The sequence below is a fragment of the Paenibacillus sp. Root444D2 genome (genome assembly GCF_001426375.1).
Taxonomy (GTDB): Bacteria; Bacillota; Bacilli; order Paenibacillales; family NBRC-103111; genus Paenibacillus_E.
On sequence record NZ_LMEO01000045.1, the window covers coordinates 374,286 to 398,492 of the forward strand.

Below are 24,207 nucleotides of genomic sequence, written 5' to 3' on the forward strand. Positions count from 1 at the left end.
CCCCTTCCCGTATGCGAAACATCCTCAAGTTCGACTGCCCGCCTACTTGGCGAGGCTGCCCTGCAGCTTATTCGGATCAAAGTCCGGATTCGCTTTCATCTTCGTGTCACCAGCCGCCCGCGCTTTCTCCAATGCCGCATTATAACGGGTTGTCAAATCGCTCAAAAGTTTGTCCACATCTCCGCCACTCAGCATATATTTAACGACGGAGTCGCCTGTCTTCATTCCTTCCACCTTAGCCTCTGTAACACCGGTCGGTGCCGGAGCATACAGACCGTCGAATTTACTTGGCAGGAAGCCGTCGATCCCCGGCATGGTCGGTTTTTTCGCAGCTGCGTTGACATCCGTAACGATGGAGATTCCAAAGCCTTTCTCATGGTATTCCTTCTGGAAGTCCAGCGTATACAAATACTGCATAAACTTCCATGCCGCGTCTTTGTGCTGCGTGTTTTTGTTAATTCCAATGTAGTTACCTGCAATTACCGAGACAGTCCCTTTCTGGTTGCCGTCGATCGTAGGAGGCAAAGCAGCGGCCCAGTTTACTTTGGTCGGGAATTGCGATTGATATACGGCCGGCTCGCCGGAATGGTTCAAGTACATGCCGATTTTTCCTGCCGCGAACTGTGCGCGCAGTGGATCGATATCAAGCGATTCGACGCCCGGCAGCATGCTGCCGTCCTGCTTCATCTGGCGCAGTGCTTCTACTACGGGCTTGTACACTGAGAAATCGTACTGTCCCGTCTTGTAATTGTAGCCGTCCACCTCGCCGGTTCCGCTCAACGTTCCGATTGGATTGACGATTCTGCTGAAGGCGGAATTGGCGTTTTTGAAATTTTCCGCAAAGCCATATGCACCGATATCTTTGCCGGCTTCCGTAATCTTCTTGGCATCCTCGACCATTTCCTTAACCGTTTTCGGTGGTTCTTTAATACCGGCCTTTTGGAATAGATCGACGTTATAAATCAATCTCCAGTATTGCCCCGTATTCGGCAGCGAATAAATTTTACCGTCGATCGTATTCATTTCTTCAACTTGCAGGTTGCCGAAGCGCTTCTTCATATCGTCAGTCATCAAATCGTTGATCGGCAGCAAATATCCTTTTTTCACATAGTTGGGGAAATCGTTTGTCCGGAACACATCCGGCGCTTGATTGCTGGCAAAGGCGATATCGACCGACTGATTATAATTATCGGCAAGTACCGTCATTTCAACTTCAATGTTATCCTTGTTTGTTTCGTTGAACTTTTTGATGGCATCTTTCATGTAATCGGCATCGTGACGGTCAACAGTCCAGTAAGATAGCTTTGTTTTAACTCCTGCAGGTGCAGGGGTGCCCGTAGTACTGGAAGTGCCAGTAGCTTTAGGCTGTTCAGGTTGCGAGCTGCAAGCCGCGAGTGAAGCGACCAAAGTAACACCGAGCAGCGTGTTCATGACAAGTTGTTTCTTCTTCATGTTGTGAAACCCTCCTAATTTTTATTTTACCTCAAAACAAAATGCTTCGTCACAAAATGTAACTGCTTTCATAATATAATCGCTCATCAAGCTGAACCGTGAAGGGCAAATCAACTTTCGAAGAGGGGATAAAACACTTTTTTAGTTAGGCGACCCACATTTAACCTTTCAAGCTGCCCGCTGTCACCTGAACGAAAGATTTGTTCGCAATGATGTACACGACCAGAATCGGAAGGAAGGATAGGCATGCTCCTGCCATCATAAGATGTATCTCTGCGGCTGCGCCGATTCCGTAACGCAAATTGGCCAGCCCCACCGTTAGCGTTTGCAGCTTCGGATTCGTCATCGTGAAAACAAGCGGCAAGATGTACTCGTTCCATGCGCCTCGGAAGGTGAACAAAGCGGTGACGCCGAGCGCAGGACGCAGCAGTGGAAGAATGATCCGCCAATAAACCGTGTAGAAATTGCAGCCATCAAGATAAGCGGCTTCATCCAGATCTTTGGGTATCGCTTTGAAAAAACCGATCAGCATAAAATAGACTGTGGCATGCGCGCTAATTAAGATAAGAACGACACCCCACAGCGACTTATTTAGCCCAAGCTTTACCATTAGATCGAATTGCGGCCTAAGAACAACGGCTCCTATTGAGATGAACATCGTGCTCGCTTGCAAAATCACATATAGGCGTTTGCCTGGGAACCGCGTACGGTCCACAGCATAGGCGGACATTGAAGCAACGAGTAATGTGCCGATCGTAACTGCCGTGCTGACAAATAAGCTGTTCCAAGTAAAGCGTGAGAAATTCGCTTGTTTCCATGCAGTCGCGTAGTTGGAAAACTTCCAGATCGAAGGCAACAGAGTCGCTCCCGTTGTCAATTCTGCATTTGTTTTGAATGATCCCAGAATCGCCATAGCCATGGGAAATAACGTGAATAAGGCTATGGCCAGCAAAAATATCCATTTCAAAATATGTCCCGCGACATGTCCGCTTCTAAGGACGCTCGATTTCGTTTGTGTATTCGTCATTGTTGGTAGCTCCCCGCTTTCATTATTCCCGATTCAATCGTTTGGACATATAGAAATAAAGGACTGTGATCAAACCGACAATCAGTGCTGTTACAAACCCGACTGCGCTGCCGTAGCCGATCTGCTGTACGGTTGAAGCCGATGCGGAAACCGGGAAAAACAGTTTATAAACGTAGAGGTACATGACATCGGTTTTGCCGAACGGTCCGCCCTCGGTTAGAACCATAATGCTTTCATAGCCCTTTAAGGCAGTGATGATGGCTAGCATAATGATCATTTGTAGAACAGGACCCAGCATCGGAATCGTAATGTACCAAAATTTGTGTGCTGAATTCGCTCCATCAATCGATGCGCTCTCATACAGATCTTCGGGAATACCTTGCAGACCAGCAATGAAAAGCAACATATAGTTACCGATCGCCCCCCAGATAGCCGTAATAATTATGGTCAGCATGGCATAATTCGGTCCTAGCCACTCAATCGCTTTAGAAATCAATCCATATTTGATTAAAAATTGATTGAGCAAACCGTTATACGAATTAAAAATGGTAAAGAAAACGATCGACATGACCGATGTACTGATAATGGTTGGCATAAAATAAATGGCACGTAACAGTCCCTTGGCTTTCAGCCCCCGATTAAGTATGACGGCGAGTAAAAGGGAAATCGGCAAAACGATGATAATTTTACCGCTTGCATAGATGAAGGTGTTATACACAGAGTGCCAAAACTCCTGATCGCGCAGCAATCTCGAAAAATTGTCGAGTCCAATAAATTTCTCCTGCCCATACCCCTGATAATCGTAGAACATATAGCGAAGTGCCCAAGCAATCGGATAGATTCCTAGCACCAAAGTTAAAAATAGACTGGGAAAAATGAATACATAGGAATTGAAAAGAGTAATCCTTTTTCGCATCATACATCTGCTCCTTTTAGGTTTTTGTACTACAAGCATAGTACAACCTCGTAATCGTACGGGAGCGGCAATTCAACTGTGTCCGTAGGACAAATCAACTGTTTTATTAAAGATGAAATCGGATACCTTTCATCTTCAGCAAACGGAAACAAGCCACAAAGGTATCTCTGCGGCTTGTTTCCAAGAATATCAAATTATTTCAACAGAAGGGAAGGCATACGGTTTGCTTTAAGCTTCAGGGCAGCAGCATGTCTAGCTCCAGACGGCAGCTGAACACTTTCGCTCACGTTCTCCCACGCTGGTGTTTACCTGCGAGTCCAGTTGATTTCATTACCATCGAGATGAATTTCCAGATTACCCGCCTTATCTGTATATGAGATCGATACTTCTTGCCGCCTATGATCAATGTCCAGTCGAGTTATTAGTGGCTGTACCGTATCTTCCTTTAAGTCAATCGGCGTGCAGACGGTCACTATGCCCATTTTACCTGTCATTGTTCCTTTTCCGACAATTGTCGATGTTTCCCTTTTGACGCCATAAACTTCAGATACCCATCCTGTCTCGCTGACAACAGTAAAATTACCTGAATGATCGCTGCTCGTCATCCAATGCATCTGCAGCTGAATGGCTGAGGAATAGTCAACAGTTGTCTTCAGCATATCTTCATTGCCTCCATCAACGATTCGAACCTTCGTGGAGGGAGGAAGTTGAAACCTCTGTTCAATGTCATGCATCCCTTCGCCTTCCAGCCAATCCACGATGATCATCAGACTCCTCTTTTTCCAAAGCAGCAGCCATCGGCGATGCAGAACCGGGGTATCAAGTCTCATGTAACCATTATGGGAGGCATCGATAAAATCATACTCCTCCCCCGTGATCCACCGGTTCGTCACACATTCCGCAAGTGGGGTTCCCCATTCCTGTGAAGAAACATAAGGTGTCTGATCCAATCCATCCACTGTAACGGTATTGTGCGCTCGGGTGCTCTTGAAATAACGGCGCCATTCCCCTTCTTCATAGGTATACCTCCCTGGATCTAGAAAGAGCAAGTTACGCTTCCACATCCATTCCAGATTTAGCGCATCAGCATGTCCATGGGCCCCTCCCATGGAGGCGGCATCAAAAAATACATAATGCTGTTCATCCTTCATGATATAAAACCCCGTTTGAGGGAAAGATACCGTAGTAGGAAACTGCGTATTAAAGGACTGCTGTTGTTTTTTGAACGTTTCATACCTTTCACTGCCAAACATCCAGAGAATTTCAGCGCTAATTTCGCCCATTGAGATAAATTGCTCATCTTCTAGGATCGCACCCAGTAAGGCAAGACGCTCCGTACCGGAACTTAATAGATCGGAATCACCCGCAGCTGTAGACCCGTGATCGGGTCTGATCATCGCATGCGTGAATGCTCCCATTCTGCGAAGGTTGTTCGCATACCATTCCGACATCGGATAGCCGGATAGCTTCCCTAGTAAATAAGGAGCACCAAACATCTCAATACTTCCATTATGATAATGCGTCGTTAACTCGCATTGTACGCCGTCAGGACCAATCTGATGGACCATGCACAACTCCAGTCGCTCGATTGCAAACTGACGCCAAAACGAGGCTCTAGGATGGTCATGATAAAAAACGCTTATCATAAATAAGCCCTGCATATGCATGATGGCATGATTTATTTCCGTGCTTCCCAAATAACTAGTCAAATAATTCGCATGTTCAACTAATGCCAATAGAAACTCTTCTCGGAAAATATCAGAAATAACCGGACTTTCTTCCATGTATTTAAAGGCGGATATCCATGATTGAACACGAAGGCCCACCTCCAATAAGCGCCAAGGCCCCGGTTGTTGAAAAAAAGTTGCTTTCTCGTAAGAGAGATACTTCGGAACAGGATTTTGCTGCCACCAACCTCGCAGGTGCTTGATAAAAGTATGGACGTACTCCTCTTTTTGCGTCATCAAATAAGCTCTGCCTAAATCCAACATGTACCAATGCCGATTGATTACCCACGTGAATTCGAGATCCTTAGAAGGATTATAAAGCCAATCTATTGGTTCGCCCATATAAACCCAATGATCCATGTCCATTGTATAGGGAACTCGAAACATATTCTTACATGCTTGCTCTGCATTCTCAATGGATGCCTTTGCAAGCTCTGGATATTCTTGAAGATAATGCTTCCCAGCATCCATCAATTCCTGATTCGTTAAATAATAATTCATTTCTGTCTTCCTCCTCTTAGGAGTAAGAATAGTGCATCGAATTCCTTCGGCGCATCTGATTCTTCGCCTCCACTTTCTCTGAATATGCCCATTATAATAGAGCATGCGAATCGCATGAGATAGGCGTTTCAACTTTCCTAAGGGGAGTATGATACTTTTTTCCTCAAAAGAAGCTTGTTAATTCAGTGAATCATTCAATGATCGAATCGCGCTTCGGGTAAGTTAACAATGATAATGTAAGCTAGTGAATATGAATGATAAACGTTCTGATCTCGTACGGATTTAGCTGAACATCAATCAATGATTCGTACTGACAATCACCAAGCGGCCTTTCGAGCAGGTCACATTCCTGCCAGTACTTAACCCGCGCATCACTTGAAATTTTCGTTTGGCCGCTAATACCAGCAAACTCGTGAATGCGTAAAATAATCGCGTCATGATCCTCCGCTTTTTTTACCGCGTCAATCATAACATGCTCGCTCGATAGACGGAACAAGCTGAATGAGTCTTCTGCAGGCTTGCCAGGCGCAAATGATAGCGGATTATTCAGCGACCAAGCGGACTGCACCGTTCCACCGTCATACCAGTCGCTAGCATGAGGGAAGAGCGAATACGTAAATTCATGTTCTCCTTGATCGGCTGTAGGGTCTGGAACCATAGCGGACTTGATCAGGGTAAGACGCATCACATGGTCCTTTACATCATAGCCGTATTTACAATCGTTCATGAGACTGACGCCGTATCCGCGTTCGGATAAATCGGCCCACTGATGGCCCACCGTCTCAAACCGGGCATAGTCCCAGCTTGTATTCCAATGGGTCGGACGCTTCACGTTGCCAAATTGAATATCGTAAGTCGCCTCCGTTGCCCTTATTCGCAGCGGAAAGGCTACTTTCAGCAGTTTGCGCTGCTCGTTCCAATTCACGTGAGTCTGGAAATCGATTCTTCGGCTGTATGCATAGAGCACCATATCCTGCTCCACGGTTGAATCCATGTATGCCCACTCAAAGCGGACAACCGCAGCCAAAGGGCCGTTGTCCGTCACTTCGACTCGGGTCAGAAGATTCACTTCCTGCTTTTTCTCCGTGTAGAAGATGTCAATATCCCACGCCTCATGCCGACCTTTCGGCTTATCTTCGAACACTTCGAAACGATTCCCGGTTTCTCCTACAGCGAGTATTTCCCGGCGCTCAATTCGATCGTAAAGACGGATAATCTGACCATAGTCATTCCATTCTATTTCATAATAAGGCGTTATAAATCCATGATCCAACTTTTTGAATTTATTCTCTGCAATAGCCTGTACGGGTTGATCGACCAATTCCTTACGATGAATGACAGCGAATCCCATCGGAGAGATTCGCTCTACGTTTACCCACCAGTTTCCACCTACAAGCTGAGCCTCCAGTGGTCGATCCGAAGCATCGTGCCAACCTACTCCGGCTTCCTCCGTTTGCTCTTCTGGAATGCAAACGAGATCCGTTCTCTCCCAAGGAGAACTGTTGAACACCGTCACTTCGCTTCTCTTTTCCCTGCCCGCTGTCAAAAGCAATGCTGACTGATCCCATACCTTTTGACCAAGAGCAAACGCCTCTTCGTATTCAGCTCTGCTGTCCTCATACACCTCGCGAATCGACGATCCAGGGATAATATCGTGGAATTGGTTGCGCAAAATAATTTTCCACCCTTCGTACAGGGCAAGAGAAGTTTCGGCATCCGTCGCTTGGCCTTGTATATTCAACATACAGCTCATGACCTGCATCCATTCCGTTTCCCGATACAGCAGCTCCAGCTTGCGATTCATCCGTTTGTTGTAAGCCTGACTTGTATAAGTACCGCGGTGAAGCTCCAAATACAACTCGCCATCCCACGTGTGCACGTAGGAATTGGTGTTGCTGATGCTCGTCTGCAATTCGTTAAAATACTCGTCAGCACGCCCCGTCTTCACATGGGGAATACCTGGTATATCGTCCAGCCTGCGCCGCATCTCTAGCATCTCACGATTGACGCCTCCGCCGCCGTCACCGAACCCGTAAGCAAGCAGCAAATTCGTATTGAGCGTCTTATCACGGTAGCTTTCCCAAATCCCTTGTACCGATGAGGGCGTAACTTGCCCGTTATACGTATAATAAAAGGCCCCTTCGCTCGAACCGGGATCCGGCGTCGTAATAAAATGGGTCAGTACTTCCGTCCCGTCAATGCCCCGCCATTTGAAAGTGTCATGAGGCATCCGGTTATATTGGTTCCAGCTGATTTTGGTCGTCATAAACGATTCGATGCCAGATTTGCGTAATATTTGCGGCAGCGCCCAGCTGTAGCCAAACACGTCAGGCAGCCATAAATACTTGCATTCCACACCGAATTCCTCACGGAAAAATCGGGTCCCGTACAACAGCTGCCGCACCAGAGACTCCCCAGATGCTAAGTTGCAATCCGCCTCCAGCCACATCGCTCCACCGGCTTCCCAGCGGCCTTCCTTGATGCGTTCCTTCATACGCTCGTAAATTTGCGGATAATCGGACTTGATATATTCATACAGCTGCGGCTGTGTTTGCAAAAAGATATACTCCGGATACTGCTCCATCAAACGCAGTACGGTTGAAAACGATCTCGCTGCCTTTTCCCTCGTATGCTTCAGCTGCCATAACCAAGCAACATCTATGTGTGTATGTCCGATACACTGTACCACAACCGAGTGAAGTTTAGGCATCAGCGACAAAGCCTGCCGGAGCTGTTCGCGTGCCTTTTCGACTGAGTTGTAAAAGCCTTCGCTCCCAGGCCTCGACCAGTCGAGCCCCAGGAATGCCTCATCCAGCATCGATAACAACTGGTGCCGCTCCGGACGATTTTCGTCTAGTATACGGACCGTTTCCAGCAGCGCTTTAGCTGTATAGTATAAATCATCTGCGTATTCATCTAACCAACATACAGAAGCCAGCTCCAGCCGGCTTTCCATCTCGCGGTTGCTCTGATATCCCCCTAGCCCTGACCATAAGCGAAAGCGCAGCTGAACGGTTTGACCGATCACAGCTTCAGGCATAAAAACTTCCTCATGGTTCGAGTCTACGCCTTGATACGGCTCTCCGTTCAGAAATAGCAGCGATTCAAATCCGCTGTTCGTTCCACCTCCAGTTTGTCCAAGGCAGAACCGGCCTAGCACCTTTCTTCCTTCCCACTCAGCGGGAATCATCACATCTGCAGCCAGCCAGTAATATACATCGCGGCCATTCCAACGGTCACCTATACGTATGTCCGTCCACTCGCCGTCTTCCGACGGATACGCTCCAATGATGCCGGCCTCATCCAGTTTGATTCGAAACTTATCTAAGCGCCGTTCATCGCGATAGCGGTATGACTCCAACTCATTTATACGTGCTTGTAATTTCTCCACTGTCCAAAACATCCAATTTTCTCCTCCTTATTCTTACTAGTATGTCTATTGTAATGGATGCAAAACTCCTTATGTGATAGATAATCTGATGATACTGAGGGGGTAAAATCATTAAATATATTCTTATTGGATCCAAGTTAGACGAAATAAGCGAAAAATGCTTAAAATCAAAAGACTGCCATCAGGCAGCCCTTTGATTTTAAGCTTTAATGAGGTTTCGTATTCACTTCAAAAATCCATACGTTTCCACGCTTGTCGATGCCAAAATCGTAACCAAGCATTCCAATGCCAGGATAGCGAGACTCAAGCAGTATCGTGCATGCTCGAGCCACTCCGCACATCGTGTCAATTTTGGATTTGACTAGCCTTGGAGGGAAAGTCCGCCGCAGTGCATGAGTACCTTTAAGTAACGTGCCGCCTTGGCAAATGTTAGTGACGAAGAGTCCTGGGCGCGCCAATCGGCCGACAACGGCTCGAATGACCCAAGACCGGCCTGTTTTTTTCAGTTTGACGCGATAATCTAGCGGCCTACTGTCAATTGTTGCTAAATCAATGCCCTGCTGCAGCATAAAAGGGCGGTTTTTGCGAATCTGGTTTAACGTGGAAAATAGCTCGTTCCAAGTACGAAATGTTCGTTTCGTTCCGCTGTTGTGCAGCAAATAACCGTTACCCGTTTTTTTGATTTTTAATACACTGCTTCCTCCGGTTCCAATGATCGGCTTTGCCACAACAAATACATATTGTTGCAGCATGGCCTGCAGGTTCGAAGCGCTAAAACGGCGCATGGTAGGAATATGCTTGGCAACACCGGCATGCCCCAACAAAACGGAGAACTTCGACCATTTATTAGCAACCAATCGCATAAGGGATTCCTCCTTCCGTACAAGGCTTCCTCTAAACTAGAGTATTCCTCTTCCGTCAGAAGGGATTGGGACAATCAATGAAGTGAATAACTTATTTTTTCACATTCTTCATAAAATCCCAGCCGCCCGTATTCGTATTCGTGGTCTTCCCATCTGGTCCTACGGCTGTGTATTTAAAGTTAATTGCTCCAAAATTCAACTCAATGTATTCATCTAAATTATTTAAGTTATATTTACTAACGCTAATCTTTTCTAAATCGATAGTTACGATCGGCATCCTTTGTTCACCAGTCTTAACGAAGACAAGTTGGCCTTTCTCAATGGTTTTTCCCATGACCATATCCATAAACAAAGGTACGGAAGAAAGATCAAAACTTTTACTGAACGCCATCGGTTTCCGTACCGCTTTCCCTGCACCAGGTCCGGCGGTTGAACTGCTGTTTAATGTAGGACTATTTTCAAATTCAAATGAAACATCTTGAAGCTGTATCCACTTTTCATATCCTTTCGTAACCGATTCACCCGAAATTCCGTCTAATTTCAGATAAACATCGAAATCACTGCTTTCCGCAGCTGCGGGAACAACGCCGAAAGCTAGCACAAACAAGCAAATGGTGAAGAAGACTATCGAATTTCTGAACTTTCTCAAACATATCACTCCTCTTCTCGTTTGATACAATATGTATCAATTGACCTAAATATATCCGATAATTTTTCTTTTGTAAATGAGGCTTTAGTCAACCTTTTGGAGCGACAAAATGTTCTTCCCTACAAGCACGTCACCTAGTGAAAAACCGATTTTTATCAAGCAGTCCAACTTAAATAGGATTATAATGAATTAAAAAAAGAGAAAGAGAGAAATGATATGTCTAATAAAAACAAGCAGCTTTGGCTAATCACAGCTGTTGGCCTTGGAGTTCTCTTAAATCCACTGAATACGTCGATGATTTCTGTTGCATTCTCACGGCTGCAGGCCGAGTTCCATGTTACTTATAGTGCTATCTCTTGGCTGATCGCGACTTATTATGTGGCCAGCGCCATTGCTCAACCCATTATGGGGAAGATAAGCGATATCTTCGGTCGCAAACGTATCTTCTTAATTGGACTTGCACTCGTTACAGTGTCATCCTTGCTAGCTCCGCTGGCACCGAGCATTGGCTGGCTTATTGGCTTTCGCGTCATTCAAGCGATAGGAACATCTTCGCTATACCCAGCCGGAATGGGGATTATTCGCAGTAGTATCACAGATAATCAAGCTAGGGCACTAAGCGTGATGTCGATTTTTTCTTCCACGTCGGCGGCCCTCGGTCCGTCTATTGGCGGGTTTTTGATCCAATATGGGGATTGGCCAGCTATTTTCATTGTTAACTTTCCGGTAATCCTCATTGCTTTTCTGCTTTCTATCCGAATTCTTCCGAAAGACGGCCCGCGCAAGTCACTCGCCAAAGGCGGACTGGATTTGTGGGGAATTGCCTTTTTTGCAGCACTAATCATCAGTTGGCTATTTTTCTTTCTTTCCTTCGAAAAGAGGGTCAACTTCTGGTTTCTTTTAACCAGCTTAGTGTTGAGTTATGTATTCTATAAGTTTGAGCTAAAGCGCAACCAGCCGTTTATTGATGTGCTCTTTCTGAAAAAAAATCTCAACGTTTGTTTGGTCTATATCCAGTTTATTTGTGTCAACATCGTGTTCTACTCGATCATGTTCAGCATTCCTTCTTACTTACAGCAAGTCCGGCAATTCGATGCGCAGCAGGTTGGCATGATGATGCTGGCCTTGTCAGGATTAGGGATTTTCACTACGCCACTGGTTGGCAGATGGATTGACAATTCCGGCTCCAAAACACCGTTAATCACAGGTTCGCTTATCGTTATAGCGGGTTCACTGCTCATACTGCTGATTCATGAGCATTCCGCTTCCTTGGCGATATTTGCCATCCTATCCGTATTCGGCTTGAGCAGCGGATTCCAAAATCTCGGATTGCAGACAGCTTTATATTCCTATGTATCCGCTGCAGAGACAGGGATAGCTTCGGGCTTGTTCATGACCTCCAGATTTATGGGGACGATCCTCTCCTCCAGCTTACTTGGCGCCATCTTTAGCCATGAAATCACCACACAGCGGCTGCACGGTATGGCCATTGTATGCGCCCTAATCAGCTTAGCAACTCTCACGTTATCGAAAATAATGCCAAGTAATTCCATCCGTACAAAAGCGGTTCAAGGCAGATGAATACTTGATCTAAAATAAAGCCCCTAGAGGCGCTAATATCTGGTTTTCTTTGAGGGTAGAAAACAACAAAAGCTGTCTCAAAAGTAGATAAATCTACTTGAGGACAGCCTTTTTGACCGAAAATTAATAGGACAGCTGAGCTGCAGGTTTTACCCGCCCAACTGTCCTTGTTATTTGTTTAGTGCTGCTTTCTTTGCTGATTATTGGCCAGGGAAAGCCACCTTAACGCTAGTTCGCGGAACGTAGATGCGCTATTTCGGGAGATCTTCACTATAAATCGAATTAAGGGAACGTGAGGACGCTATTCGGGCGAAATTGAACGTTCCAGAGGCAAAAAATGCGAGATAACGCCTCTACGTTCCGCTTCCCCACGATTTCGCGTGTTTTCGCCCAAATAACGCCTCCTCGTTCCGCTTTCACAACTTCGGATGCTTCTCCGCTCCTCGTTCCTCTTACAAAACTTCGGGTGCTTCTTCGTTCCTCGTTCCGCTTACACAATTTAGAGTGCTTCTTCGCCTCTCGTTCCGCTCCCTGAGATTCAGGTATTTCCTCGTCTCCTTGGGCAAATTCCGAAACCCTTAGCATAGCCCCTGGCTTGATCATTCCTTAACAGACCCCAACGTAATCCCATGAATAAAAAATCGTTGAAGAAACGGGTAAATGACGAGAACCGGGATCATAGCAATAAAGATTTTAGCCGCGTTCAAGGTCTGATTAGAAAGCTCACTCATCTTCTGTATTTGTTCCGCGGTCATGGTATTAGCATCCACAATAACGACCAATTGCTGAATGTAAGTTTGCAGCGGGTAATGATCCGCATTCGACATCAGCACAAGGCCATTAAAAAACTCATTCCAGTGATAGACGATGCTGAACAAAGTTACAGTTGCCAACACGGGAACCGCCAGTGGAATGAAAATTTTGATAAGCATATACCAAGGCCCCGCACCGTCGACAAGTGCCGCCTCTTCCAATTCCTTAGGCAGATTGCGGAAATAGTTAATGACCAGAATCACACTGAAAATCGGTACACTGTTCCCTAGAACAAGCGCCCAGATGTTGTTGATCAAGCCTAAAGATTTAACCGTTTGATACCAAGGAATTAATCCTCCATTAAATAACATGGTAAACACCAATATCCACATTAGCACATTTCGAAATGGTAAGTCCTTCGCATTTTTGGATAAAGGGTAACCCATCAGAATAATAATCACGAAGTTAAGACTCGATCCCAACACGACTCGCTGTATGGAAATCCAGAACGAGTTGAAAAACTTACTGTCACCCATGATCTCATGATAAGAGTTAAAATTAAACCCCACCGGCCATAAGCCAACTTGCCCCGAGGATGCTGCTGCGTTATCACTTAACGAAACAGCAAGGGTATACCATAAAGGAAGAACACATAATAACGCTATGCCAACCAGCAGCACGATAAGGAAAAGATCGAATACTCTGGAGCCGATTGTTGTTTCTTTGACCATTTTCATGCTCCTTTATATTAAAAAATACGATAATTTGCAAACTTAGCAGCTAGGAAATAGGAGGTTGTAATTAGAAGAAAACTGATGACTGATTTTAATAGTCCCATTGCCGTTGCCAATCCATACTGGAGATTCAATAACCCTGTCCGATAGACCCATGTGTCAATAATATCCCCGCTCGAATAAACAAGAGGATTATAGAGGTTGAAAATTTGGTCAAATCCAGCATTGAGGACATTACCTAGGCTGAGTACAGAAAGTAAAATAACCGTTGTCATAATTCCAGGCAGTGTGACATGAAGTAAACGCTGCCAGCGAGTGGCGCCGTCAATGGCAGCCGCCTCGTATAAAGCCGGATTGATTCCCGTTAAAGCCGCCAAAAAAATAATCGTATTAAATCCGAATTCTTTCCACACATCACTTCCCACGATGATAAAAGGGAACAATTCCGCTTTTGCAAAAAACAAAGTCGGGCTAATACCGAATATGCCCAAGATGCTGTTAACAGGTCCTTTATAAGACAATACGTCCAACAAGATACCCGAAAGAATGACCCATGATAGAAAATGCGGTAAATAAACAATCGTTTGCACCCATCTTTTTAAAAACGCAATGCGTAATTCATTCAACAATAAAGCGAAAATAAGCGGTACAACCATATTCGCGATAATTTTCATAACCGCAATAAATAACGTATTAATAAACACCGTTTTACTATCATTAAGTGTGAACATATACTTGAAATTTTCCAATCCGACCCAATCGGAATGAAACATGCCTAGACCTGGATTAAAATCTTGAAAAGCAATGACAATCCCGAACATAGGCACGATACTAAACAGCGTCAACCAAATAAATCCAGGAAGAAGCATGAGATAGTAATGCTTGGCAAACCCCTTCGTAACCATCCTACCGATCACTTCCATTCTCTCTATTGTAAGGGAAAGGCGCCAGAGTTCTCTGACGCCTCCATGCTTTCTTACTGTTTGATACTCTCATCGATTTCAGTCAGAATTTGATCTCCGCCTTGCTTCTTCCAATCTTGTACGAACTTATCAAAGGAATCCAGCGGCGCAGCTCCCATGATAATTTTGAGGAATGTTTCCTTCTCTAATTTATCAAGTAAAGCCCATTTGCTTTCCATGGTTTTCGTCTGCGAATAGGTCACGCTATAGGTTTTCTTGAACGGCTGCTGCAGCGGGGATATCCCTACGAATGTGGAGTACATACGCTTCCATGTCCCTAAATCCGCGTTAGGATCCCAGTATTGAATATCATTCTTGTCATAAGGCTCGAGTTTTACTTTTTTCACTTTTTCAGCATCGGCTTTTAGTAATTTATATCCTGGAATATCTAGATCCTCCGGTTTCTTGGTGCCTGCAAGAACCTCTTTCATCATCTTGTAAGTGACATCCATCTCATCCATTGGGGCAAAAACAACACGTAAAGGATAGTTTCCAATTGCCACTTTGACATCGAATTTGGATTCATCGCGCAGCAAAAGATTTTCCATTTGAATAGCGGCTTCCGGATGCTCATAACCTTTACGAACAACCAGATATTGATTGGACGGGTTCCCCATGTGCGGTGTGAATTCACCATTCACATCCAATGGAGCCGTATACGCTTGCCAATTTGCCTTCGGATTATTCTTAATCGCATCGGCTAATGGACCGTACCCGCCAGCCCACCATAGTCCAAAATAAATGCCTGAAGTTCCATTCTTAATCAGTTCCTGCGCATCCTTCCGAATGGTCATTTCCTTATCAATTAAACCTTTGGAATAGAGATCACGCAGCTTCGAGAGAGCTTGCTTCGTTTCTGGCTGAAGGGAGCCATAGGTTGTTTTGCCATCAGCACCTTTTAACCAAAATCCTGGATAGGAATGATACGAAGAAAAGATAGGGTCGAAACCATAGTTATTATTATTCGGATTGATAAAATCGGCATTCAGTAAACCGCCTAATTGCGGACCTGTTATGCCAATGGTATCGGCTTTTCCATTCCCGTCAGGATCTTGTTCGACAAAAGCTTTGGCTACTTTTTCTAGATCGTCCATTGTTTTAGGCGGTTGAAGGCCTAATTTGTCCAACCAATCCTTGCGAATCCACATCATATGAACCATATCTGATTCTGTCGTGACGTTAGGAAGGGCATACATCTTTCCATCAACGGTGACCGCTTTAAGCGCAAGCCCTTGCGTCGTTTCAATGATATGTTTGATCGCAGGTGAGGCGTATTTATTATAAACTTCGGTAAGATCCGCGAGTTGACCGCTTTTCACCATTTGTCTGAACTGTGTATCTTTCACAACCAACGCATCCGGCAAATCGTTACTGGCAATGGATAAATTAACTTTTTGGTCGTAATCCTTACCGCTGGCAGCCTGCCAAACAATTTTGGTATCGATATTCAAGTTATCTTTGATATAACGGGTATACGGGTTGTTTTCAGGCGAGTCTCCCGCTGGCAAGCTCTTATCGGAAGCATCTACATCTTTACCAATTTTAATCGTAATCGGTTTGGCCGATTTGGCGAATGGCCCCGCTTCTGTTGGCGCAGCTGCTGTTTGCGCTGCTCCCGTTTGCGCAGGCGTAGCCTCCGCTTTAGGTGATTCCTTCGCCTTCTCTGAGCATGCGGATAGTACGACTAGCATCCCGGCAAGTAACAGCAGCATGCTTTTTTTAGATCTTCTCATATAAAGCCCCTTCTTTCGCTTTCAGAATTTATCTACACCCTAAAAGTATCACGAAACATCACGCTGCTAGGATGGAAAACGGTTACAGCTTTAGAGGGGTAAATGACCGAGAATTCGCAGGTAATCACCTTTTTCTCATGAATTCGCAGCATTTGACCCTCTAATTTTCGGACATTTCTCTACCCGTCACACTCTTCAGCCTATATTCGCTTGGCAACAGGCCTGTTTGCTCACGAAAGGTGCGGCTAAAATACTTTTCATCCATATATCCAACGTTCTCAGCAATCCAGAGAATCGTTTTGTTCGTATAAAGCAGATACTCCTTTGCTTTCTCAATACGTTTGTGACGTAAATGCTCACTAAAATTAATGCCTACAATTTCTTTAAAGCACTGGCTGAAATAGCTTCTACTCATATTAACCCGTTTCGCAATGCTCGCGGCCGTAATTTGCTCTTTCATTTCTTCATTCGCGATGTAAACTGCTTTCATCACACAGTCTACAACCTCTTGTGAAAAAGAAGGTTTATCAATCGCCTTGCGAATCATTTCACGAGTAGCCATCAACCATTCCTCAACCTCATGCCAGCTTTCAAAAGAATCAGGCAATTGGATTGTCGCCAAATCAACTGGATGAAATAAAAGATTCCATTTATCGATTAACGCATATAACAACCCGATCAGCTTCGTTTGAGGTAAACGCAGCTGCTTCAAATCATGGATATGTGTTGTAAATAGGTTATCTTGATAGACCCATTCATGACCTGACCATTGCTCTTTCACTACGTTTAAGTCTTTTTGAGCTGCCACCAGCTGATTGTCCCCTTCATGAACCGAAGAACCTATGCCATGAGAGGACTCATTATCATAAAAGATATCATGCAGATTAGGTGCATGCTTCTGCTCCTCCTTAATCCGCGTGTAGATCCGCTCCAACACTTCCTCAAAGCGCTCCTTTTCAAGCTGAACCTTGGCAATATAATCAATAGCACCAAGTCTCAGTGCCTCTTGGATATATTCAAAATCCTGATGAAAGGTTAGCACGACGGTATAAATGCTTGGATATTGCTTTCTCACGATTTTCAGTAATTCGATCCCTGACATAACAGGCATCGCTAAATCAGTCAGCAATAAATCTATCGCGTTCGCTGCTATAAATTCCAAGGCTTTCTCGCCATTACTTGCTTCCCCGACTACCTCCATGTCAAAATCGTGCCAAGGCATGGCTGATATAAGACCTTTGCGAACCAATTTATCATCATCGACAATCATCACTTTAATCATGCTGGGATTTCACCTCCATAATAGGTAAGGAAACAAGGATGGTTGTCCCTTTTCCGATCACACTCTTGATACTCAGGTCCGCCTGCTCGCCATATTGGGATTCAAGCATTCGCTTAACATAATTTAAGCCAATCCCCATACCAACCTTTTTGTTTTCAACTCCCGGATTGTGTAATAGGTTATGAATCGTTTCCTCCGACATCCCAGAACCGTTATCATGAATCGAGATCTGAATCGTATTCATTAAACTGACATCTACCTTAATATACCCGTCATCACTTAACCCGTGATAAAGTGAATTTTCGACAAGCGGCTGGAGAATAAAACGAGGAACCGGCATGTTCCATACCTCTTCATCGACATTCATCTGAACATCAAACTTAAAATCATAGCGAATTTGCTGTAAAATCAAATATTGCTTTAAGGCTTCTATTTCTTCATAAATGGTTGAGGCCTGTCCCAGCTTGCCTAAATTATAATGCAGCAGCTTATTTAATGAGGATACAAGACGATCGATTTCGTTCTGACCGTTCATGACAGCTAACCAATGCACAGTATCCAACGTATTCATTAAAAAATGGGGATTAATTTGATAGAGCAGCTTCTCTACCTCAAGATCCACTCTTCGCTTCTCTTTCCGTTCGACTTCGGCGAATAAATTCCATATCTGTTCTCTCATTTGCCTAAATTGATGCAGTAGAAAATCAAACTCCGGTATTTTTGTTCGTACTGTAACGGTCTGGACTCTGTTTTGTGCCATCTGCTTGATTTCTCTATTAAAACCATTCAAAGGGAGATATACCATCTTCCATAAGAGCCAAGCCATGAGTAAACTCATCCCTAGAAAAAGGAGCGAAAACAGCATGATTTGAACAAACCACTGGTTCATTTCTTTGTTGTAATCTGCTTTTGGAATGACAGACACGATACTCCAGCCTTGGTTGCTTGCCTGCCTAAACCAGTAAAATTCATTATATGTGCCAAAGGTTTTTTCTTTAGAAAAGTTGGGAAATATCGTATCTTTCACAAATGTATTGGGAAGCTCGCTATACGCGATTCTCCCGTCATTATCTAGGAAAACATGGGAATTCGTTCCGCCAAATTGATCATTATTCAGAATGTTTTGCGTGAGATGAAACCCCGTTTCAATATAGACATAGACATCATCACGCTGCGGTAGATCCACTTTCCTTCGTGCAGATAAAACAAAATTATTATCAAATTGATTGTTGCTTAAATGAGGACCATAATAAGAAATTCCCGAGTATTCTGCAAGCAATGGCAACTTCTCAGGGGAAAAATTCTCCTTTACGCCCGAATTTTCGAGATCATACGTATGGTCATTTTGAAAATAGTATAAGGTTAAACCAATATTGGGATTGGTAAAGGTGACTAAGCTTAATTCATCTTTTAATTCGCTTATCATTTGCGAGCGTTCGAACGATTGACTGGCTGGAAGCGATAACATTTGATCCAACTTCTTGCCCACACTTCCTGCAAAAGCAAGCTGCTGGGAAACATGATTCAAATTGCTTATCGTGCTTTCTAAGGAAAGCTCTACTTGTTTTAAATTACTTTGAATACCGCTCTGAATTTTATTAGTAAGTATGGAATAAATCGCGTAATACGAGATAAGAACGATACAAATAAACGGAATCAATGTACTGCATAAGAAAATAATAAAAATCCTCTTTTTCAACGTTAAATAATCGTACAGAAATGACTTCACATTCTCCTTCATTTTAACAAACAACAATAATCACTCCCCCGATCAGGCTTTATTCAACTAGAAACAATGATTCGTGAATATCCACCTATACCCTCGCTTGTCCTTAATCTTTTCCGGTATTCTGAAGGTGTATGACCAAAATGCGTTTTAAACACACCGATAAAATAACTCAAGGTATTAAAGCCGACATCCAGTGAAATCTCTGTAACCTTCTTGTTGGTATCCTTCAATAGTAAAGCCGCTCGCTGTGCACGCACTTGGTTTAAGTACTCCAGTGGACTTTTTCCTGTAAAACCCTTGAAGTATCGGCAGAGATAAGACTCGCTAAAAGAAACGATCGCCGCGAGGTCCTCCAATCGAATCGGACTGCTATAGTTTACTTGCATATATTCGATAATCAGCTTTAATCGATCTATGTGCGTAGGATTGACGGAAAGCGGAAGCTCACGAAAAGCGGGACCTCCCAGCATAATTAGCTTTGAAATGATCAATTGAAGCAATGCTTTTGTAGAAAGCTCATATAACGGCCTTTCATTAATATTCAAATCGAACACTTGCAGCAACAACGCCAATAGCTCTCTTTCCTCTGCAGTATGATGGCTGATGTGGGCAGGAGCGACAAATTTCTGCTGGATTAGCGGATTAATATATTTCTCACGAACGAGATCAAACCTCTCGCCTCCCAATACATCCGAATGAAACACCACGGCGGTGAAGCAGCATTCTTCGTTTGCGGATATACGACCAGAATGAAGCTGACCGGAATTCACGAAAATCGCTTCCCCGGCTTCCAATTCATAGTCATCCATAGAAACACGGAATACCGCCTTACCCTTGGTAAGCATGAGAAACTCCAGCTCATCATGCCAATGGAGTTCAAGCAGTTCTTCCCCTGGCTGACAGCAGATTTCATACACTCGGATTGGATAAAGCGGATCACCGTGAATACGGTCCTCTTTTAAATTGGCTTGCTGCATGGCTATAGTCCCCCTCTAGAGAATTTCAAAGTGTATGTCAAAATACTGATATTATTTCACAATATAACGAAAGGAATGGAGTTTTTAAATCAATATAATTATATTACAACACTTTGAAGGGATGATGGTAATGAAATTTTCTAACGGTTATTGGATGGCAAAAGAAGGATACACCGTCCTTAATCCTGTCGATGTTCGCGATGTACACCAAGAAGATAGCAGTCTGACTATATATGCTGCCGCGCGGAAGATTCAGCGAAAAGGGGATACTTTAAATGGTGCGATGCTGACATGTGAACTGAGCTCGCCCCTTCCCGATATCATCCGTGTCCGCTGGACTCATCATGCAGGCAAACGTTCGCAAGGGCCTGCTTTTGAATTGTTCGAAAATCCGCAGACTCCGGTTTCAATCGATGACAGTAACGATCATGTGACCATGACATCCGGCGGATTAAGCGTAAAAGCCAACAAACATAGTACGTGGGGAGCTGAATTCTCTTTCGAAGGCCGTCGTTTAACTGGCACCAACAGCAAGGGTGCAGGGCATATTACGACAGCTAACAAAGAAATTTATTTTCGCGAGCAGCTTGAGCTTGGCATTAATGAGCATATTTACGGATTGGGAGAACGTTTTACAAATGTAGTGAAGAACGGGCAGACCGTAGATATTTGGAACGAAGATGGCGGCACGAGCAGTGAACAAGCCTACAAAAATGTGCCCTTTTACTTATCCAGTAAAGGATACGGAGTTTTCGTCAATCATCCCGAACACGTATCGTTCGAAGTCGGCTCTGAGGTTGTGTCCAAAGTCCAGTTCAGCGTACCAGGCGAAAGTGTGGAGTATTTCATTATTGGCGGCAAAACGCTAAAAGATGTTTTAAATAATTACACGAAGCTTACCGGCAAACCCGCTCTGCCGCCGGCATGGTCGTTCGGTTTGTGGTTAACAACCTCCTTCACAACAGATTATGACGAAGCTACCGTGAACAGTTTCATTGACGGCATGTTTGAACGAGACCTTCCGCTGCATGTGTTCCATTTTGATTGTTTCTGGATGAAGGAATATCAATGGACCAACTTTGAGTGGGATGCCGATATGTTCCCCGATCCGGTAGGTATGCTGGGACGGCTTAAGGACAAGGGACTGAAAATATGTGTCTGGATCAATTCGTACATTGGCCAGAAATCGCCGCTCTTTCAAGAAGGCATGGACAAGGGGTATTTGGTTAAAACCTTGGATGATCACGTTTGGCAGTGGGATCTCTGGCAGGCCGGCATGGGGCTTGTCGATTTCACCAATCCTGAAGCCACAGAGTGGTACAAAGGTCATTTAAGACGGCTGATCGATATGGGCGTGGATTGCTTCAAAACGGATTTCGGCGAGCGCATCCCGACCGATGTGAAATACCACGACGGTTCGGATCCATTGAAAATGCATAACTACTATACATTCCTCTACAATAAAGCCGTATTTGAAGTACTGGAAGAAAAACTCGGCAAGAACGAGGCCATGTTATTTGCCCGCTCTGCTACGGCTGGAGGGCAGCAATTTCCCGTACACTGGGGCGGCGACTGCTCAGCCAACTACGACTCCATGGCGGAGTCGCTTCGCGGAGGCCTTTCACTCGGTTTATCCGGTTTCGGATTCTGGAGCCATGACATTAGCGGTTTTGAAAAAACAGCCCCGCCCGATATTTATAAACGCTGGGTAGCCTTTGGCCTTCTGTCTTCGCACAGCCGTCTGCACGGCAATGAATCTTACCGTGTTCCATGGCTGTTTGACGAAGAAGCGGTCGATGTTCTCCGACATTTTACAAAGCTAAAAAGCACGTTAATGCCCTATCTGTTTGCAAGTGCTATCCAATCTACAGAAATGGGGATTCCGATGATGCGCGCAATGGTGCTGGATTTTGCATCAGACCCGTCCACTCATCACCTGGATACGCAGTACATGTTAGGAGATGACCTGCTTGTTGCCCCAATCTTTAATGATCAAGGAACTGTGATGTACTATGTTCCCGAAGGACGTTGGACCGATTTCTTCAGCGGAAGAGTTATTGAGGGCGGGAAATGGCAGGAAGAAACGCATGGCTATATGACGCTGCCCTTGCTAGTTAAACCGAATACGCTGCTTGCCATAGGAGCAAATGAGCAGAAGCCCGATTACGATTATGCGGATGGCGTATCTCTTCATTTATTTGAACTGGGGGATGGAGCAGCCGCGGAAACGTCAATTTATGATGTACAAGCTGATCTGCAATTAACCGTAAAAGCAGTCCGAATGAATGAGCTGATCGACATCTCTATTCAAGGCGGAACTAAACCTTACACCCTTGTACTAAGAGGCTACAATCAAATCTCATCCGTAGAAGGCGCATCTTGGACAAGATCAGCTGATGGCATCGTGCTAACTCCCGAAACCGGCATATCAAAGATAGCAGTAAGATTGTAATAAATAAACGGCTGGCCCTGTTATTCATACAGGGTCAGCCGTTTTCCACTTCTGTGAGGATTAGCAGTTATACACCGTTCTATAACTACTGTATAATTTAAAAGGAATTCACATTCCGGTTACTAACCAGACATACGATAAGGAGCTCGTAGATGCCATTAAAGGGTTCGGATTTATCAACGCCAAGCCATCGTAAAGATGCCAATCAAAATACACTAAGAGTTCTAACTGCTGCTTATAAAATTTTCGCTATGAAAGGCTATGACGCCACCATCGAAGAAATTGCTAATGAAGCAGGGGTAGGCGTAGGAACTGTCCATCGGCGATTTTCCAACAAAACCGTGTTAGCCACTGCTGTAGTCACCGACATTTTCCAAAAAATTAAAGAAAAGCAATTGCAGGTCGTCAAAATGGACATGCCCGCTGATCAAAAAATCCGACTTTTATTTGATATCTTCTCAGCTTCGCACTTACAATATGGAAAAATACATAGTATGGGGCTTCATTTGGCAACAATAGGTGAATTGGGCGATGATATGAGAGCCTCCCTATTAACTGCCCTAGAGGGCAGCGTTCTAGATATCATTCTACAAGGCCAAGAAGAAGGAATATTTAGAGAAGGCGATCCGAAACTGCTGGAATTGCTCATTATCAACATGATTAACCCCCATCTCATTCTAAAATTAAAAGAGCATGTTCCCGCGGAGAAAATTACAGAAACGGTTTCCGACATGATTCTATTAGGGCTTGTAAGGCAATAAAAAAGGGGCTGTCTCAAAAGTAGATAAATCTCTACTTGAGGACAACCCTTTGCTTATTTGATCCATTTAAATTACACAGAAACACCAGATAAACGTTCAGCAGCTTTTTCAGCTTCTTTGTTAGCATTTGCTAATATTTCATCTCGATTTAGGAATGCAGTTCCTTGAGCTCTAATGATTTGGTAATCCTCAAGTCCAATGAAATTAAACATGGATTTGAGGTATTTATGTGAGTATTCAACTTCTGTATACCAATCATTATTGGTATATACCCCGCCGCTTCCTTGAATGACAAGAATGCTGCGGCCGTCTTTTAACAAGCCCTCTGAGCCGGTATCCGTATATTTAAAAGTTTCACGGGCTATAAGGATATTATCCATATAATCTTTGAGCTTGGATGGAATGTTAAAGTTATGCAATGGCATAACAATGACATATTTATTCGCGCTTTTGAATTGCTTTAGTATTTCAGACATCCGACTAGTAACCTCTTGCTCTTCTTCAGTTAACTGCTCTCCTTTTGCCAACTTCTCCCATGCACTTAGGACCGTACGATCAACGGAAGGAACATGATCATCATAAAGATTAATTTGTTCAATGGTCTCCGTTTGATTTTGTTCCTTATACGCCTTCAAGAAATGGTTTAAAACCTGCAGACTAAAAGATGATGTAGAATCTACTTTGGGATGAGCATTAATAACAAGCATTTTATTCATC

General features: G+C 44.3%; 18 protein-coding genes. 3 read left to right on the forward strand and 15 right to left on the reverse strand.

All coding sequences use genetic code 11. The features are described 5' to 3' along the window. Positions 1–42 precede the first annotated feature (42 nt). The 7 genes from ASD40_RS23250 to ASD40_RS23280 form a co-directional block, all read right to left on the reverse strand. Positions 43–1,452, reverse strand: coding sequence for an ABC transporter substrate-binding protein (locus ASD40_RS23250; RefSeq protein WP_057305534.1), 1,410 nt, complete (start codon positions 1,450–1,452; stop codon positions 43–45). A gap of 160 nt (positions 1,453–1,612) precedes the next feature. Continuing rightward, positions 1,613–2,479: a carbohydrate ABC transporter permease gene (locus tag ASD40_RS23255; protein ID WP_057305535.1), complete on the reverse strand. Its 867-nt coding sequence runs from the start codon at positions 2,477–2,479 to the stop codon at positions 1,613–1,615. Between the two features lie 22 nt (positions 2,480–2,501). Further along, complete coding sequence (locus tag ASD40_RS23260; RefSeq protein ID WP_057306274.1) at positions 2,502–3,395, reverse strand: carbohydrate ABC transporter permease; 894 nt, start codon at positions 3,393–3,395, stop codon at positions 2,502–2,504. A 305-nt stretch (positions 3,396–3,700) separates the two neighbouring features. After that, positions 3,701–5,623 (reverse strand): alginate lyase family protein, encoded by a 1,923-nt coding sequence (locus tag ASD40_RS23265; RefSeq protein ID WP_057305536.1) that lies wholly within the window; start codon positions 5,621–5,623, stop codon positions 3,701–3,703. 241 nt (positions 5,624–5,864) lie between these two features. Continuing rightward, a complete protein-coding gene (locus ASD40_RS23270; RefSeq protein WP_057305537.1) occupies positions 5,865–9,026 on the reverse strand; it encodes an alpha-mannosidase in 3,162 nt (1,053 codons plus the stop codon). 194 nt (positions 9,027–9,220) lie between these two features. Next, on the reverse strand, positions 9,221–9,877 hold the full coding sequence (locus ASD40_RS23275) for a YheC/YheD family protein (RefSeq protein ID WP_057305538.1): 657 nt from the start codon (positions 9,875–9,877) through the stop codon (positions 9,221–9,223). 91 nt (positions 9,878–9,968) lie between these two features. Then, positions 9,969–10,526 (reverse strand): Hcp family type VI secretion system effector, encoded by a 558-nt coding sequence (locus ASD40_RS23280; protein WP_057305539.1) that lies wholly within the window; start codon positions 10,524–10,526, stop codon positions 9,969–9,971. Positions 10,527–10,742: 216 nt separating this feature from the next. On the opposite strand from ASD40_RS23280, the gene ASD40_RS23285 reads away from it, so the two are divergent. Beyond that, entirely contained in the window at positions 10,743–12,107 is a 1,365-nt protein-coding gene (locus tag ASD40_RS23285; RefSeq protein WP_057305540.1) for an MFS transporter, read from the forward strand. Between the two features lie 282 nt (positions 12,108–12,389). On the opposite strand, the gene ASD40_RS23290 is transcribed toward ASD40_RS23285, so the two are convergent. From ASD40_RS23290 to ASD40_RS23320, 7 genes are all read right to left on the reverse strand, one after another. Further along, positions 12,390–12,710 carry a hypothetical protein gene (locus ASD40_RS23290; protein ID WP_057305541.1) on the reverse strand — a complete coding sequence of 107 codons (321 nt, stop codon included), beginning with the start codon at positions 12,708–12,710 and terminating at the stop codon, positions 12,390–12,392. Further along, positions 12,707–13,591 carry a carbohydrate ABC transporter permease gene (locus ASD40_RS23295; RefSeq protein WP_057305542.1) on the reverse strand — a complete coding sequence of 295 codons (885 nt, stop codon included), beginning with the start codon at positions 13,589–13,591 and terminating at the stop codon, positions 12,707–12,709. The genes ASD40_RS23290 and ASD40_RS23295 overlap by 4 nt, the downstream gene beginning before the upstream one ends. 17 nt (positions 13,592–13,608) lie before the next feature. Next, complete coding sequence (locus ASD40_RS23300; protein ID WP_057305543.1) at positions 13,609–14,499, reverse strand: ABC transporter permease; 891 nt, start codon at positions 14,497–14,499, stop codon at positions 13,609–13,611. Positions 14,500–14,570: 71 nt separating this feature from the next. Next, positions 14,571–16,289: an extracellular solute-binding protein gene (locus ASD40_RS23305; RefSeq protein ID WP_057305544.1), complete on the reverse strand. Its 1,719-nt coding sequence runs from the start codon at positions 16,287–16,289 to the stop codon at positions 14,571–14,573. A gap of 160 nt (positions 16,290–16,449) precedes the next feature. Further along, a complete protein-coding gene (locus ASD40_RS23310) occupies positions 16,450–17,571 on the reverse strand; it encodes a response regulator (protein ID WP_057305545.1) in 1,122 nt (373 codons plus the stop codon). Beyond that, positions 17,564–19,312, reverse strand: a complete 1,749-nt coding sequence (locus ASD40_RS23315) for a sensor histidine kinase (protein ID WP_057306275.1) — start codon at positions 19,310–19,312, stop codon at positions 17,564–17,566. Before ASD40_RS23315 ends, ASD40_RS23310 begins: the two co-directional genes overlap by 8 nt. Before the next feature lie 41 nt (positions 19,313–19,353). Then, positions 19,354–20,277, reverse strand: coding sequence for a helix-turn-helix transcriptional regulator (locus ASD40_RS23320; RefSeq protein WP_057305546.1), 924 nt, complete (start codon positions 20,275–20,277; stop codon positions 19,354–19,356). A gap of 130 nt (positions 20,278–20,407) precedes the next feature. Here ASD40_RS23320 and yicI point away from each other — a divergent pair, with 130 nt between their 5' ends. Together yicI and ASD40_RS23330 are read left to right on the forward strand one after the other, a co-directional pair. Next, a complete protein-coding gene (yicI, locus tag ASD40_RS23325; protein WP_057305547.1) occupies positions 20,408–22,729 on the forward strand; it encodes an alpha-xylosidase in 2,322 nt (773 codons plus the stop codon). A gap of 152 nt (positions 22,730–22,881) precedes the next feature. After that, positions 22,882–23,490 (forward strand): TetR/AcrR family transcriptional regulator, encoded by a 609-nt coding sequence (locus ASD40_RS23330; protein ID WP_057305548.1) that lies wholly within the window; start codon positions 22,882–22,884, stop codon positions 23,488–23,490. A gap of 71 nt (positions 23,491–23,561) precedes the next feature. Here the strand turns inward: ASD40_RS23330 and ASD40_RS23335 are convergent, their stop codons facing one another. Continuing rightward, positions 23,562–24,206, reverse strand: coding sequence for an FMN-dependent NADH-azoreductase (locus ASD40_RS23335; RefSeq protein WP_057305549.1), 645 nt, complete (start codon positions 24,204–24,206; stop codon positions 23,562–23,564). Position 24,207: the final 1 nt, after the last annotated feature.